Below are 16,859 nucleotides of genomic sequence, written 5' to 3'. Positions count from 1 at the left end.
GATTAGTATAATTTTACCACTATTGAAATTTAACAAATAGGGACATTAACAGCTAAACCACCAAGAGAGGTTTCTTTATACTTAGTATTCATATCCAAGCCTGTTTCAAACATAACCTTAATAGCGTAATCTAAACCGACAAAATGTTTTTCTCCACTATCTAGATGAGCAAGCTTTGCAGCATTTATGGCCTGAACAGCTCCCATCGCATTTCTTTCTATACAAGGAATTTGCACTAATCCACCAATAGGGTCACAAGTAAGTCCAAGATTATGCTCCATAGCTATTTCAGCCGCTGATTCAATAGAATTAACATCGCCACCAAGCAAAGCACAGTATCCTGCTGCCGCCATGGAGCAAGCTACTCCAACTTCCCCTTGACATCCAACCTCAGCTGCGGAAATTGAAGCACCTGTTTTATATAAAATACCTACTGCTGCACAAGTAAATAAATACTCTTTAATTACTTTCAGTCTCTTTGACTCATCAGCGATATTATTAACTTCTAAATAGTATTTCAAAACAGCTGGTATCACTCCAGCAGCTCCATTTGTTGGTGCAGTAACAACTCTTTCACCACAAGCATTTTGCTCATTCACAGCTATGGCATAAGCATTTAGATAATTAAAGTCTGTTATTTCTGTATTTAAATCTCTAAGTTTCTTATATAAGCTTGGGGCACGTCTCCTTACCTTTAATCCTCCAGGCAAAATCCCCTCTTTAGAGGTTAGACCTTTCTCTATAGAAAGCTCCATCACATTCCAAATAGCATTTAGCTTCTCTATAGCAACCCCTTCACCAAATACCGCTATTTCATTATCAAACATTAATTGAGCAATACTTTTATTAGCTGATTCACAAAGGTTAGCTAATTCCTTCATAGTCGCAAAACGATATGGTTTATTACAAGTTATTTCTGTAGGAATCTCATCTTTTTTAATTTGTTTCTTATCGACAATAAATCCTCCACCAATGGAAAAATACTCTTTAGAGGTGAGAAGCTCATCATTATTGAAAAGCGAAAATCTCATGCCATTAGCATGCTCTGGCAAAAACTCTTTAAAATGAAATTCTAAATCCCTATCATAATCAAAATCTAATACATGTTCGTTTTTTAAACTTATTTTTTTATTTAGAAGACACTCTTCGTATAACTTTTTAGCCAACTCAATATCTATTGACTCTGGTAAAAATCCCATAATCCCTAAAATAGCAGCATAATCTGTTTTATGACCTTTACCTGTTAAAGCAAGAGAGCCATATAAATCTATTTTTATTCTGGTCGTATCTTTTAGAAAATTTTCATTTATAGAAACAAAATCACAACCTGCTCTCATTGGGCCTATTGTATGAGAAGATGAGGGACCTATACCTATTGAAAAAAGTTCAAAAGTGCTTTCCATAAAACACCCCTTTTTTATTTAATAATATACCGTTTTAATCTTCAATGATATTTCTTTCATCGCTAGAGTACTTTTTAAAAAAGCAGCATTTTCAGATGAATAACCATAACATATAAAGCTATTTTTAACCGAAAATCATGATATCACAATTTGGTAATAATGTAATTTTATTTAATAGCGCGTTCTCTAGCCTTCCAATCAGGCATATATTGCTCTATATATTTATAAAATTCTCTACTATGATTTGGGTGAGTTAAATGAGCGATCTCATGTAAAACTACATATTCAATTGATTTTATATTTCTTAAAATCAAATCAACATTTAAATTAATAGTTCGCTTCACATGATTACAAGAACCCCATCGTGTTCTCATTTTCTTTATTGATACTCTTTCTATTTCTTGATTTGTAATTTTTAAGTATTTAGCGACTAAATTATTTAAAATAATATCTGCTCTATCAAAGATAAATTCATGAAACAACTTCTGTCTGAATTTAACATTATTTATAACGCTACTATTTAAGTAAAATTTTAAAACTCCATCTTTTTCATGAATTAAATTATTAACCGAATCTATTAATTGAATTGTATGCTTCTCTCCAAGAAAATATACTTCATCCATATTAGAAAATGTTACTTGAGAATAGTCAAACTTATTATTTAAACTAATTCTATTTTGCTGTTTTTCTATCCATTTAGCTTTTTCTTTCAATATATCTAAGATTTTCGTTTGAGAAATACCTATTGGAGCTACAACATTTACGCCTGAAGCTTTTACAGATATTTTTAAGTTTTTAACTCTTTTATACGTTATTTCTACTTTCTCAAACATTCTTTACTTAGTAATAGTTATATTTTTCCAACTTCTAGGCAAATGCACACCATTTTGTTTCCAATAGCTTATAACAAAATCCCTAGATGGTTCTCCAGTATCCTTATAATCCTTCATATTTGAAAAATCAAAACCATCGCCACCTGTTGCTAAGAAATCAACAGTTGCCACCTTATATAAACGATCATCTTCTATAGTCTTATCATTTATAAGAATTTTTTGAATCTCTCCATCAGAACTAATAAATACTTTTATACCTGCAATCACCCCAAGCTCTTCTTTTCCTTTAGGAAGACTATGTTCCACAATTTTTCTAATATCGCTACCTTTTAGCTTTAGGGCTACAACCATATTATCAAAAGGTAGAGCCTCATAAATCATTCCATATGTAATTTGACCTACTGGTAGCGACCTTCTAACACCATATGTATTTTGCAAAGCTATATCACTATTAGTAGCTTCTTTCATGATATTAGCTATCAAATATGTAAGCTGAATGTTATAAAATCCATTATCTGCTGGCTCATTTGATAATGCCTCTTCTGATATTGCAATAACTTCATTAAGCTTTTCTTTTGCTTGATTATAATATTTATCAATAATCTCTAAAACTTTTGGATCATTTTTTAGATTTTCTGTTGCTGCTGCTAAATTAATAACTTCAGGTGCAACTGCACATAAGTCTTTCTTAGTATGGCAATCATAATGTAAAACTCCAATATCCTTACCTTGGCTAGCTCCTTGTATAATCGCTTTACCATTAAGAAAACCATTTACAAGCTTATGACTATGTCCAGAAATTAACGCTGAAGCTCCTTTTATATTTTTAGTTACATAATCTATTTCTGTTTCATTATTAAGCTCTTCTCTTGTAGATAAATAGAAAATTTTTCCACTTGCATCTTGCTCTGTAGGAATATGCGTTAAAAGAACTATAGCATCTGGCTTTGGCAACCCATTTTTTTCATAATTATTAATATATTCAACCCACTTATTAGAGCTCGGTACTGGATTTGTGAATTCAAGATTACTTATATTTTTTTCTGCTGTTGTTTCTGGAGTCTCTAAAGTAGCCAAACCTATAAAATATATAGTCTTACCATCATCAAATGTTTGATATCCATAAGGCTGAGTATAATCAAGTGGTTTTTCTGATCCCTCATAAAATATATTTGACGCTAAATATTCAAAATCATTATTCGCCCAAACTTTGAACCATTCTTGACCATAATCAAACTCATGATTACCCACAGCAGAAAACTTTAAATCAATATAATTAAAAAACTCATTTACTACTTTTCCATGAGATATATTTGAAATAGCTGTTCCTTGATAATTATCTCCCGCAGATACCACCACTAAATTTGGATGCGTTTTTTTATAATCTTGAATAAATGCTGCTATTTTTGCAGCTCCTACCATGTTCCTGCTAGGCTGCATTTGTCCATGAAAATCATTTAACGATAATACAGTCATATCATCATAAGCAAATACTATAGAAAAACTAAAACAAAAAATTATAAAAAAAACTATTTTCTTCATTTAAATCCTAATACTGATTAGTCTGGTAAGATCCAAGTACCTTCAAAAAGGTACTATTTTTTAGAGTCTCTAATAAAGCTTTTTGAACATTTTCATCATCTTCAGAGCCTTCAAAATCAATAAAAAATAAATAATTCCAAGCCCTGTCACGCGAAGGTCTAGATTCAATTTTTGTTAAATTAACTTTATATTTACCAAAAATATTTAGTATCCCAACAAGTGCATTAGCCTTATCCTCAACTGAGAATATAATAGATGTTTTATATTTATTAGAAGTATTTGTCTTATCTATGTTTGAGTAACCCATTAGGAAAAATCTTGTGAAATTAAAGCTTTCATCCTCGAATTGACTTTGTATAATCTCTAAATTATAAGTTTCAGCTGCTAATTTACTAGCTATTGCCAGAAGATTTTTTTTCTTTCTCTCTGAAATATACTTAGCTGCACCCGCTGTATCACCAAATACTTGGGGAGATAGTCCCATTTTTTTAAGACTATTTGAGCATTGTGACAATGCTTGAGGATGAGATATCACTCCCTCAATCTTTGAAAGGCTACTGTTTGCCAACCCCATTAAACAATGCTCCACTCTCAATATAATTTCAGATTTTATTTTGAGGTTGCTTTTTATCAACTCATCATATGCTGGAATAACTGATCCCGCCAAAGAATTTTCCACAGGTAACATTACAAAATCAGCCCCACCTTTCACAACCTCTTCTATTGCATCATAAAAAGACAAACGCGGTTTTGTTTCAATATTATCTATGCCTTGAGAGTTGAAAAAACTTATTATAGCCTGCTCAGAATAAGCTCCATGCTCACCTTGAAAAGAAATTTTTATCATAAAATATAATATTTTTAAATTCTGAACTAATAATACAGGTTTATAAAATAGTAGACAATAAAATGAAAAGTTTTTCGAACTTATTATACGTAATTATCATTAGATATAGCTTGCTTTATACCCTCAAGCATTTCATCTCCTGATAAACAAAGATATTTAGCTATAGTTATTGTTATAAAACTTATTACCAATAAAGCTAATGTTGAATAATAGAAATTAAGTAGTCCCGTTCCACCAAATGTACTGAAATACGACACTAATGTAACAGCGACAATATAAAACCAGAACCATATAGACTCTCTAAAATTCCAATGAATGTCTTCTGATTTATCATGTCTAAATATTCTATAAGCACCTAACATTACTATAGCAATAATCAATGCCACACCTGCTTTAGATATAATAACCCAGCCGCTCCACAAAAATACCAAACTTGCAGCAAATATACCTAAAGTGCATATTAAATAAGCAAATTTAAGTCTGAAAGGCCTATGTATATCAGGTAGATGATGTCTCAATGCCATTGTAGATGTCGATCCAGTAACATATGTTAAGGCAATAAGAGACGTTAAAAAAGTTGCCATTTCTTGCCATCCCGGAAACGGTGCAAACATTACTAGAGCAATTAAAAAGTTAAAACCTATAGCATACACTGGCTTTTTAGTAATTGGAGTTAGTTTACCTAGTATATTAGGCAAGTAGCCATTAGCAACCATTGCTCCTAAAGATTTTTGAGCAATACTGAAATATATCAAACCAGCCATAAGTGGAAATACTATAGCTCCAAAATATAAAGGATACATAACCCACTTCTCTCCAAAATGCTGGGCCATTACAGCAAACGGTCCAAAGCTTGAAGTTGCTTCACCAGATATTGTTATAGTATCCCAATTATTCCCATGAACATACTTAGACATTACCAATAAATATGCAAACTGTAAAAACAAGAAAACTACTAGACAAATTAATATAGCTCCAATAGTTGCAAAAGGTATAGATTTTTTAGGATTTTTAGTACTTCCAGCTAACTCAACTATAGTTTTAAATCCTGTAAAAGCGTATGCAATACCTCCAACAGAAACAGCTGCCAAAACACCATCAAAACCAAATGGTATCATCTCTATTGGCTCTGCTTTAATATCTTTTAAGGCTGGTAGTGTAAAACAAAAAACTATAAAAACTATAGATATAAACACTGGCACAAGTACTTTAAATAAAGTAATAACATTATTTATTTTAGCCAACCATTTAAGTGAATAGAAATTAATAATACAAAAGCCCAAAAGCATCAATGCAGCAACAGGAAAACCAACTATAGATAATGCCCCCTCTTTTGAAGCATTAATTAAATCAGGATAAAAAACCGCCAAATATTGAATTACTGCTTGTACTTCAATCGGTGCTAATACTAAATAAGATATCCAAGTAATCCATGCGAAAATATAGCTAGTAAGCGTTCCATGTGTAATATGAGGTATTCTAGAAGTCGACCCTTCAACTGGCACTATTGTACAAACTTCGGCAAAAACCAAAGCTATAAACAGCATCAATAAAGCACCAATTATCCAAGAAAAGAAAGAAGCTGGCCCTGCTGTTTGAGTAGTATATTGAGCAGCAAACATCCACCCAGATCCCATAATTGCACCAACTCCCATAGCCACTAAACTAAAGGTTGAAAGACTTCTTCTTTCCACAAAATCTCCTAAAAAATTAAAAATCAATTCAGAAAAACATTAAATTACATTTTACTTTCTTTCTAGCGCAAAGTAAAGAAAGCGCCCTTTATACAAGCTTTCTAACAATCCTATCATTTAATGTTGACATAATATCATACTCTATGGTAAGAACTTGCTGTGCTAATGAAAATGCACTATTCCTATTTCTAGAAATATCTGATATCAACTCAATCTCATCTCCAACTTTAACTCCATATTCATTCCTACCAAGAGAAATAGTTAAAGCATCCATACTCATCTTTCCAGCCATTTGATACATATGACCATTTATATTAACCACACCTCTATCTCCAAGTTCTCTAGGGAAACCATCTCCATACCCTATTGGAGCAACAGCTATCTGCTCGCCTTCGAAACCACGATATATTACCGAATAACCAACGCCTTCATCTTCATTTAGAGTTATAACTTTAACGACCTTAGATAAAAGTCGTGCTATTGGTTTAATTTCCCTAATCTCTCTATCAAGATAGAAATAAGGTAAGAAACCATAAGTTAATATTCCTGGCCTGATCATGTCATAAAGAATATTTTTTTGACCTAAAAAACCATAAGAATTAGATAGATGACAAAGAATATTTTCATCAATCAATTTTGTATACTGCTTAATCTCTTCGAATCTCAATATTTGTTTTTTATTAGTAGGATGATCTCTATTATCTGCGCAAGCTAAATGACTATAAACACCTTCCAAGATTATATAATCTGATTCCTTAATTCTTTTTATAGTTCTTTTTGCATCAGTATAATCAACTCCCATTCGGTTCATACCTGTATTAACAGCGATATGAACTTTAATATTTTTTTTATACATCTTTGCAAGATCTTCTAAAATAGCAATATCATTATAATTTTGAATACTTATGCGTAAATCATATTTCACAATATCTTCAATATATTCAAATTCAGCTACGCCAAAAACAATTACTGGCTTATCCGTTATCTTAACCACTCTCAATGCTTCTAATACATTAGCCGTAGCAAAATAATCAACCAAATCACAAGAGCTACTTACAACAAGTTCTAAACCATGCCCATATGCATTAGCTTTAACAGGAAAACATAGCTTTGTATTTCCAATATATTTTTTGATTATTTCTATATTAGCTCTTAACCTATCCTTACTTATTTCCAAAACATTTATTGCCATAAAACTACCTAGTTGTTATAAATAACCTTATTAATCCATCCCTTTATTATGAATAAGGAAAATGCTGCTACTAAAGTGACTATCATAATCCACATAAATAGTTCTTGATATCCTAAATAACTATCAATCTTAGCTTGACCTAATAATTTTGAACTTTTAGAGTTTTCCAAGTTACTACTTGCAAACAAAGATGCTACAAATGCTCCCATTTTTATACCCACAGCCCATGTCAAAAACCACATACCCATACAAAAACCTCTAATTCTTGTAGGTACAAGCTGTGTGATTAGGGAAAGTCCAACTGCTGTTGCCATAATTTCCGCCCAAGAAAAGAAAACTCCTACAGCGAAAACTTCCCACCAAAAAGAAACTTTAGATGTAGGATCATTAAATAAGCAAACTAGAAATAAAAAACCATAGCATAGACCAGCAAACATTAAACAAAGAGCAAATTTACTAGTTGAACGAAGCCTATCACCCATCTTATTAAAATACATAGCTAAAAGTGGCGAAAATATAAGTATTCCTGAAGTATTTAGCAAACCTGGAACTGTCTGTGAGTTTAACTTCATCCCCAGCACATTCAAGTCAACATGATGCACATTAAATAGGAAGAAAGATGTTGTTTTCTGAGCATATGTCATAAAAAATATGGTCGCATAAAATATAAATACCAGTAATAATAACATCTTTAATCGATACTCTTTATCTTGTTGAAAAGTCATGTAAATAAAATATCCAACAATCGCAATAACAGCAGCCACAAGAACAATGCTAATAAGCCTATTAAAATATAATAGAGTTGCTATTAGAGAAATAAAAATTATCACCCCTAATATAACGGCAACTAACTTCTTTAAGCCCAATGCTTTTTTACCTATTGGTGCAGCGATTGATAAAAATAGTTGTTTATTTAGAAATACATTTAATAAAGCCAGCAAAACTCCAAAAGCACAAACACCTAAAGCAAGTCCATAATTCCTATTTTCTAAACCATATGAATCTGCGCTACTAAGATAAGGAATTAGAATAGCTCCAGTCAAAGCCCCTAAATTATTTGCCATATTAAAATATGCGTATATTGAATCTAGTTTTGCCGGATCTCCCGCATACAATCTTGACACGCTATTTAATGTCATAGGTACAAACATGCATGCACCCGTAATCACCATAGCTAACCCAAAATAAACAGCTGCATCAGTAAAAAAATCTCCACTCGCTAAAATAGAATAGCCTAAGAGCAAACAGATACCTCCCGTAAATAAAGCCCTTCTAACACCTAGAACTTTATCTGCAACATATCCTCCTAGTGAGCTAAGTACATAACATAATGCTGTAAATGATCCTGCAAAAATCGATGCTTGAGATTCTGTCAAGCTGAGCTTATTGATACAAAAGAATATGAGAATATAAAAAAAACCAAAAAAACTAAATCTTTCAAATAATTGTAAAAAGAATAAAGAAACAAAATATCTTGTCCTCTTTTTTTCATCAACTGAAACCAACTTTCCTCCCCCAAACCTTGATTAAAAGATATCTCTATAAAAAATAAATAAAGCAAACTATACTTAAATAAACGATATATTTTCTAAGCACATCTTTTGATTATATAAACTTGATAAATTACCTACAAGGGGATTCTGAAAACTAAGTGAAATATTTTGTATTAATATTTTCTATAAAATTCTCTAAATTATTTTCTTTGACAATATTTAAAAGTCTCTTGCTGCAACTTCCATTTAACGACATCACTAACATACTAAATACAACAATATCGACCAATGATAATTTTCCATTAAAAAAATATTTCCTTCCATTAAGAAAATCTGCTATTGCTTTAATATCTTTCTCAGCCTTTTGATAAATCTCTTTTTTAGACAACAATAATAATCCCTGCCCTTTAAGTTGCTTAATAACTCCTCTCTTCATTGCTGGAAATAATAAATTCAACATTATTTTTGGCATACCAACAGTTTCTTGAAGAATACTTTTCCAATTTGTGGCATTATCTGAATCAATCCATCTGCTATATACACCAACCCAATATATATTATCCTCACACATTCTAATAAAAGCCCAAGCTTGTGCTTTTTGCTCTTTTGAAAGAGGGCTATCTAAAGAGTTACCGGACTCTGATTCTAACATATCTATAATAAGCCCAGAGTCTGCGTATTTCTTACCTTGAGTTTCTATATATGGCATTTTTCCTGTAGGTGACTTACTTAACTCAAGGCTAAACTGATTTACATAATCTATGCCCATAGCTTTAAAATACAACTCCAACTTAAGACAAAAAGGACTCATACTATACTCTTTATCTTTAAACTTCGGCAACTGATATAAATGAATCATAAATTATCCTTATTCGTCAAAATTGATAACGTTTCTCTCATGATTTGCGTTAGAAATACTTGTATCTTCATGAGCAGAAACAGATTCCGTTCTTGAAATTATAACATCATCTAAAAATCCATTTCGTAATACTATATATGCTCTATATCTTTCAAAGCTTTCCATAATATTATAATCAAATGAATATGCCCTATAAAAACACAATCTTTTATGCTCTAACTTAACTCTTATCTTTCTTAAACAAACCGTCTCATCAAGTAAAGAAATATCATTTTTCTTTGCCACATTATGTGCCACATCTATAGCAAATTCTTTATTCTTAAGAAAATTTCTCCAAAGAAAAAAAACAATTGCTAATAGTATCAATGTATACAAAGCTATTGACATAACCATGAGACTTATTAAATTACTGACTGTACTACATTATATGTTAAAATCTGACTATTATAAAATAAATTACATAGTCTTAAACTAGGTGAAAATTTTAAAATATTTTTATGGCTCTATAGCTATTACAATCTTAGGAATAATCATCGGCGTTTATCTATTCCCAGACAATATCGCTGCAACAATATATACCATATTATTACTAGCTGTTTTAGAAGTCTCATTAAGTTTTGATAATGCTGTTATTAATGCAAAAATACTAAATGGAATGTCTAAATTTTGGCAAAAAATGTTTATAGTTGTAGGTCTACCAATTGCCGTATTTGGAATGAGACTTGTTTTCCCTATCCTTCTTGTTAGTTCAACAAGTGAATTTAGCTTTCTTGAGGTTGTTAAACTTGCAACCAACAATCCTCTCTTATACCAAGAAATATTAGAACAATCTATGCCTTTAATATGTGGCTTTGGTGGTGCTTTCTTGCTTATGGTATTTTTAAACTTTTTCCTAAGTGAAAACAATGAGTATAAATGGATACCAATTATAGAAAACAACGTTCTAGTAAGAAAAATTAAAGCTTATGATGGAGGATATATTGTTTTTGCTATAACTATAGGTTTTCTCTTAGTACTATACGCACCTATACAGTCTCAAGGAAAAGTTGCTTTAGCATTTTTGTTAGGTGTAATAACTCATGAAGTTTTAGGAATACTAACCTCAATCTTTAACAAACCTCAGCTTAATACTACGGAAATAGCAAAAAATGGCCTTATGGGCTTTATTTATTTAGAAATAATTGATGCTTCTTTCAGTTTCGACGGAGTTATAGGAGCATTCGCTATTACAACAAATATTATAATCATAATGATTGGTCTAGGTATTGGTGCGATGTTTGTTAGATCATTAACTATATTATTTGTTGAAAAAGAAACCCTTTCAAAATATATATATATAGAACATGGCGCCCATTATGCTATTGGATTTTTAGCAATTGTTTTGATTTTGAAAATATTTTTCCACATTCCAGAATGGTTTAGTGGAAGTATTGGGGTACTTATTTTAGCCTTGGCTTTCCTACATTCAGTAATAACAAATAAAAAATTAAAATAATAAAGCTTCAAGCTCTTTAGAGTCTTTTGCTATATATTTTGCCTTAGCCAAAACATTTTCTCTTTGAGCATGTTCTGCATAAGCCACAAATTTATCTACATACCCTTTTTCATAAAGCTGATAATCAGTATAGCCATCCCCAACAACTATACTTTCGATTTTTTTAAACTTGTCTTTAATTTTATCCATAGCAGTAGTTTTTGATTCTGCCGCACCATTACTTGAATTTAATTTAATAAATTCTCCTTTACTGCCCCACTCAACTTCAACAGCATAAATATTTTCTTTAGGTATATTCAAATGTTCAGCGAATGGTCTAATAGAATCAGCTAATCCCCCACTAAATATCCAAACATTATATTTATATTTGTGCATCTTATTTATTAGCTCTACCATACCCTTAGAAAAAATATTAGGACAATAAGATTTAACAAAATCATCTATTGCCTTTTTAGTGGGCTTCGCAATAGCCAGCCTTTTCTCCAAAGAGGTTTTAAAGTCAATATCACCACTCATGCCCATGTTTGTAATTTTCTCAATTTCAATAAGCTTTTGTGGCTCTTGAGCTAAAATTGGTTCTAAAAGAATTTCCAACGACTCTCCTTTTATCAAAGTAGAATCAAAATCAAAAATAATATTTTTCATTTAAACCTCTGCACTTATAGTAAATCTAATTTAATATTTTAAAATAAAGCTTATACATTTTATTTATTAGATCATATCAATTTCTTTTATAAAGATATCTATACGGATTAATTATTCAGTAAAGTTTTATTAACTTATGTAAAACTCAACTCTACAAAAGATGATGAGCCAACTCCAGCACCTAACAACTATCCAAACTATATTGCTAGTACAGCATATAAAGATGGTGACATTGTTAAAGCTTCTGACGGAAACCTTTATAAATGTAGTCTGACCATATACTGGATGGTGTTCAAGTGCTTCATGGACAGATGCTTGGGACAAATTCTAAATATAAAGGGAGTTAATCAACTCCCAACAAATATCTTTCTAATTCTTTCTTTTTATTTCAAATAAATACCATGTAAAGAAAAAGGTATCTTTATTGGTAAATATGCTTTATATAAAAGTGTTAAATCTTTTGCATTCAAAATACTAATATAAGATAAATCTTTTTTAGCATCCAAAACATTAATAAAAATCACACCATCATCTTCATCAATCGCTTTAGGCTTTTTAATGAAGATTGGCTCTGAAATATACTCTCCCTCGTCAAGTAAAAGTATGTCTTCTTGATCATTATTTAAATCAAGTTTTACTAACCCATTAAAAAACTCTTCTGAAGTTTCTTGATTTTGCATTGCTGCATAAACGTATCTGTACTCTTTTGTTAAGAAACCTGGATTTATTCTCGGAAACTCAAGATTCTGTTTGCTCAAAATTTTATAGCCACTATTTTTATTTAAAATATCTATTTCATATCTTCTTAATTCAGTTCTCATCATAAAAGAACCTGTTTTTATCTTATCTAAATACAAATTATCATAAGGATTTAGCTCATCTAAATAAGCAACTATATCTAAGTTAACGAATCCATCTTTTTCATATGCATTAACTGAATGTAAAAATAGCATTCGCTCAGAATCAATTTTAGAAATATCTCCACTACTTCTATCAATAAAAATAAACTCACATCTAGCATCTTTTTTATAATATAAGCTTTCATTAAATGTTTTTGTTAAAAAAGAGGTTGCTTTTGCTCGTAGTGGACCAGCATATAAAATAATATAATTTTTAGTTAAAAACAAACTATGAGAATAAAAGAAATCTTTACTTTTAAACTTACAAATAATATTTCTCTTTTCTTCTTCGTTTTTCATTCTAAAAACACTATACTCAAAGTCCTTTCCAATACTTACAGCAAAATTAAACTGTTCTTTAGTATCTGGATCATATTGAGGATGAGCACAAGTGATTTGACCTTTTATATCATCATTAAAACTATATTCCCCCGAAGTTGAAATACCATCATTCTCAAGTTTTATAGTATTAGTTACTTCTGTTATAGCAAGTAAGTTTTTTCCAGCTTTCATAAAGTTAACATTGCAGCTAGGTCTTTCCTTACTTATCTTTAGTATACGCTTAATTGATGTAAGTATTTTTTGAAGCTTATTCTTTGGAGATAATGTGGCAAACTCATCGAATAATATTTTATTTTTAAGATTCGCCCTATATTGTGGTGATTTTAAAAATGAATTACTAAAAACAATATCGTTACCTATCTTTTCAAACTTATAAACCATTGCTAAGCCATCAAACCAATGATTTAACTTTTGATTTCCTATATTAAATTTTGCTGGACCTATTCTTAAGATTTTCCCATCAAACCAATTTGGTAAATTATCAACTTCTGGATTTAATAAAATATCTTTACACTCTTGAGTTACGTTGTCTAAACCTTTCAAATAAAACAGACTCATCCAATCTCCTAAATTTAACTTTCTCCCTCAAAAACATAGTAACATTTAAGCTACGTTTTTTTAACTATTTTGATTTACCTAAATATTGCTTTATCTTTTAAAAAAAATTACTTATTATTAACGTCACTAAATCTTATTTGCTGAAGGTTTGAAGATGTCTAAAACTCCTAAAAAACCCTTGGTTACTATAAAGAACCTATCAAAACAGTTTGACGACGGTCATTTGGCAGTAGATAGCATCAACCTAGATGTTTATCCTAAAGAATTTTTTTCACTACTTGGAGGGTCTGGTAGTGGTAAAAGTACCTTATTACGAATGCTTGCCGGATTTGAAAAACCTTCTGATGGTAAAATCATTATTGATGGTGTCGATATGTCAAATATCCCGCCGTATAAAAGACCTGTAAACATGATGTTTCAATCATATGCACTATTCCCTCATATGACAATTAAACAAAATATTATGTTTGGCTTAAAGCAAGATAGATTACCAAAAGAAGATATAGAAAAAAGAACAAATGCTGCTCTTAAAATTATTAAAATGGAGCATCTTGCAAAAAGAAAGCCTCATCAACTTTCTGGTGGTCAAAGACAAAGAGTTGCATTAGCAAGATGTCTTGCAAAAAGACCTAAGCTAATATTACTAGATGAGCCCCTATCTGCTTTAGATAAAAATCTAAGAGATCAAATGCAGTTTGAACTTGTTGATATTCAAGAACAAACAGGTAGCACGTTTATCATGGTAACGCATGATCAAGAGGAAGCTATGACAATGTCAACTAGAATAGGAATCATGTCTGATGGTTGGCTAGAGCAAGTAAGTCCTCCATCAGAGATTTATGAATTCCCTAAAAGTAAATTTGTAGCTAACTTCATTGGAAAAAGTGCTATCTTTGAAGGTAGAATTAGCAAAACCTCAAAAAATAAGAGCGTAATTGAATCAGATGAAGCTAAAACATCATTCATATTAGAAAGAAATATAGATGGTGTAGAAGACCAGGAAATATGGGTAGGATTAAGACCTGAAAAGATATTCATTGATAAAGAAAAACCAGAAGATTATGATCCCAAAAAACCTGTAAACTGTATCAAAGGAGTAGTCGAAGATATTGCTTACTTAGGTGGACTATCTACATATCACGTAAGAACTGAAGGTGGCAAAATAGTTAAATCTACGGACTTTAATATAGAAAGAAATGCTGATCATCCTTCATGGGGTGATGAAGTATATTTAACGTGGGAATCACAAAATATAATGGTGTTATATTCATAATGGATAAATCAAATAGGAACTTAAGAAATACTCTGGTTTATTTATTACCATTTTCATGGTTTATTATATTTTTACTTGTACCATTCATATTTGTACTAGGTATAAGCTTTACTATTCCTGCAAATGGAACTCCACCAGTTACTCCTATACTAATGTTTAAAGATGATACTTTACACTTCACTCTCTATCTAAGAAATTATTTAGAGTTACTACACTATAATTTAATTTTTACAGCATTATATGATTCTATAAAAGTAGCTTTCATTACTACTGTATTATGTATTCTGATAGGCTATCCTATGGCTTTAGCTTTATCTAGAGCAAAGCAAAATACTCAGATATTTTTCTTAGTACTTATAATTATCCCTTACTGGACCTCTTTTCTACTTAGAACATATGCTTGGGTAACATTATTGGGAAATCATAAGCTAAACCAGTTCCTTATGAGTTTAGGTTTTCCTAGTATGGCTCTATTATATAATGATTTCTCAATGTACTTAGGCATGGTGTATTGTTACTTACCTTTTTTAGTATTACCTCTTTATAGTACTTTAATTAAAATTGACCCAATCCTATATGATGCTGCTGAAGACTTAGGCTCAAAACCAATTAGCTCTTTCTTTAAAATAACGCTCCCTTTATCGATGCCTGGTCTTATTTCTGGAAGCTTATTAATTTTTGTTCCAGCCGTTGGTGAAGTAGTAGTACCTCAAATCATGGGTGGAAAAAATACACTAATGATAGGAAATATCATTTGGGAGGAGTTTTTCACATCAAATAACTGGGGAATTTCTGCCGCAATATCAATGCTACTAATCATAATCCTTGCAATACCTATTTTATGGATGCAAAGAATACAAGCTAAACAAACTTTTGTTTAGGTAAAGAGGCTTGAAATTATGAAAAGATTTAATTTTAGCAATACAGTTTTAATTTTAGGAATTATCTTTCTCTATGTCCCATTAATAATTTTAGTTATTTTCTCATTTAGTGACTCAGCCATCATCAATCTTTGGGGAGGTTTCACACTTGACTGGTATGAAGAATTAGCTGATGATTATGACATAATAAATGCTGCTCTTGTTAGTTTAAAAATAGCAGTTCTTGCTTCAATCATATCTACCATCTTAGGTACTATTGTTGCTTATGCTATTACTAGATTTAAATTTTTCCGTACAAGAAATTTCTTATATGGTCTGGTTGCCACACCTCTAGTACTACCAGATATTATCCTTGGGGTGGCATTATTACTTACCTTTTCAAGTTTTCAACAACTTATAGGTTGGCCTCATGAAAGAGGCACTACTACTGTTGTTATTGCGCACGTAACTATGTGTACAGCCTATGTGGCAATTGTAATGCAATCTAGAATAGCAAGCCTAGACATATCTCAAGAGGAAGCTGCTCTTGATCTAGGAGCAGGCCCAACTAAGACATTTTTCTTTATTATGCTACCTCAACTAATGCCAGCATTAATAACATCCGCTTTACTTACTTTTACATTATCAATAGATGATCTTGTAATTACCGAATTCGTAGCAGGAAGCGATAACCCTACCTTACCAATGTATATTTACTCAACCGTTAAAAACGGACCTACTCCTGAAATAAATGCTCTAGCAACTATTATGATAGCCATAATAATAATAGCTGTAGTAACTGGTATGATAATCCTTTCAAAACTAAATAAAAATACATATGGAAAGAAATAGTAATCTTTTCTAGCAACTCTTTTTTAGTCTTTAAAATTATATCTTTGCATTATCTAGCATACTAAATGTATA

15 protein-coding genes are annotated in these 16,859 nt (G+C 31.0%); 4 read left to right on the top strand and 11 right to left on the bottom strand.

Translation table 11 applies throughout. The annotated features are described in order from the left end of the window. Positions 1-29: 29 nt before the first annotated feature. The 9 genes from DNK87_RS06045 to DNK87_RS06005 form a co-directional block, all read right to left on the bottom strand. Complete coding sequence (locus tag DNK87_RS06045) at positions 30-1,403, bottom strand: L-serine ammonia-lyase (RefSeq protein ID WP_119329979.1); 1,374 nt, start codon at positions 1,401-1,403, stop codon at positions 30-32. Positions 1,404-1,570: 167 nt separating this feature from the next. Beyond that, a complete protein-coding gene (locus DNK87_RS06040; RefSeq protein WP_119329978.1) occupies positions 1,571-2,236 on the bottom strand; it encodes a M48 family metallopeptidase in 666 nt (221 codons plus the stop codon). A gap of 3 nt (positions 2,237-2,239) precedes the next feature. Beyond that, a complete protein-coding gene (locus DNK87_RS06035) occupies positions 2,240-3,778 on the bottom strand; it encodes a bifunctional metallophosphatase/5'-nucleotidase (RefSeq protein WP_119329977.1) in 1,539 nt (512 codons plus the stop codon). 7 nt (positions 3,779-3,785) lie between these two features. Then, positions 3,786-4,625 (bottom strand): prephenate dehydratase, encoded by an 840-nt coding sequence (gene pheA / locus DNK87_RS06030; RefSeq protein ID WP_119329976.1) that lies wholly within the window; start codon positions 4,623-4,625, stop codon positions 3,786-3,788. Between the two features lie 83 nt (positions 4,626-4,708). Continuing rightward, on the bottom strand, positions 4,709-6,319 hold the full coding sequence (locus DNK87_RS06025) for an APC family permease (RefSeq protein WP_119329975.1): 1,611 nt from the start codon (positions 6,317-6,319) through the stop codon (positions 4,709-4,711). An 88-nt stretch (positions 6,320-6,407) separates the two neighbouring features. Further along, on the bottom strand, positions 6,408-7,505 hold the full coding sequence (gene alr / locus DNK87_RS06020) for an alanine racemase (protein ID WP_119330155.1): 1,098 nt from the start codon (positions 7,503-7,505) through the stop codon (positions 6,408-6,410). 14 nt (positions 7,506-7,519) lie between these two features. Further along, positions 7,520-9,016 (bottom strand): peptide MFS transporter, encoded by a 1,497-nt coding sequence (locus tag DNK87_RS06015; protein ID WP_119329974.1) that lies wholly within the window; start codon positions 9,014-9,016, stop codon positions 7,520-7,522. 142 nt (positions 9,017-9,158) lie between these two features. Next, a complete protein-coding gene (locus tag DNK87_RS06010; protein WP_119329973.1) occupies positions 9,159-9,863 on the bottom strand; it encodes a glutathione S-transferase family protein in 705 nt (234 codons plus the stop codon). 9 nt (positions 9,864-9,872) lie between these two features. After that, on the bottom strand, positions 9,873-10,250 hold the full coding sequence (locus DNK87_RS06005; RefSeq protein ID WP_119329972.1) for a DUF3301 domain-containing protein: 378 nt from the start codon (positions 10,248-10,250) through the stop codon (positions 9,873-9,875). 88 nt (positions 10,251-10,338) lie between these two features. On the opposite strand from DNK87_RS06005, the gene DNK87_RS06000 reads away from it, so the two are divergent. Continuing rightward, entirely contained in the window at positions 10,339-11,358 is a 1,020-nt protein-coding gene (locus DNK87_RS06000) for a DUF475 domain-containing protein (RefSeq protein WP_119329971.1), read from the top strand. On the opposite strand, the gene DNK87_RS05995 is transcribed toward DNK87_RS06000, so the two are convergent. Both DNK87_RS05995 and DNK87_RS05990 read right to left on the bottom strand, forming a co-directional pair. After that, entirely contained in the window at positions 11,350-12,003 is a 654-nt protein-coding gene (locus DNK87_RS05995; protein ID WP_119329970.1) for an HAD-IB family phosphatase, read from the bottom strand. The two genes, DNK87_RS06000 and DNK87_RS05995, sit on opposite strands and share 9 nt — an antisense overlap. Positions 12,004-12,386: 383 nt before the next feature. Next, the gene (locus DNK87_RS05990) at positions 12,387-13,802 is read right to left on the bottom strand and encodes a carotenoid oxygenase family protein (RefSeq protein ID WP_119329969.1); all 1,416 of its coding nucleotides are present in this window, start codon (positions 13,800-13,802) and stop codon (positions 12,387-12,389) included. 154 nt (positions 13,803-13,956) lie between these two features. On the opposite strand from DNK87_RS05990, the gene DNK87_RS05985 reads away from it, so the two are divergent. The 3 genes from DNK87_RS05985 to DNK87_RS05975 are packed head-to-tail and all read left to right on the top strand — an operon-like array spanning position 13,957 to position 16,787. Beyond that, on the top strand, positions 13,957-15,075 hold the full coding sequence (locus DNK87_RS05985; RefSeq protein ID WP_119329968.1) for an ABC transporter ATP-binding protein: 1,119 nt from the start codon (positions 13,957-13,959) through the stop codon (positions 15,073-15,075). After that, entirely contained in the window at positions 15,075-15,956 is an 882-nt protein-coding gene (locus DNK87_RS05980; RefSeq protein ID WP_162523388.1) for an ABC transporter permease, read from the top strand. Before DNK87_RS05985 ends, DNK87_RS05980 begins: the two co-directional genes overlap by 1 nt. Before the next feature lie 18 nt (positions 15,957-15,974). Further along, positions 15,975-16,787: an ABC transporter permease gene (locus DNK87_RS05975; protein WP_119329966.1), complete on the top strand. Its 813-nt coding sequence runs from the start codon at positions 15,975-15,977 to the stop codon at positions 16,785-16,787. The last annotated feature ends 72 nt before the right edge of the window (positions 16,788-16,859 follow it).

The organism is Pseudofrancisella aestuarii, assembly GCF_003574475.2.
In the GTDB taxonomy this organism is placed as follows: domain Bacteria; phylum Pseudomonadota; class Gammaproteobacteria; order Francisellales; family Francisellaceae; genus Francisella; species Francisella aestuarii.
The sequence above is the reverse complement of the archived record's forward strand: the minus strand, read 5'-3'. Positions and strand labels throughout refer to the sequence as shown.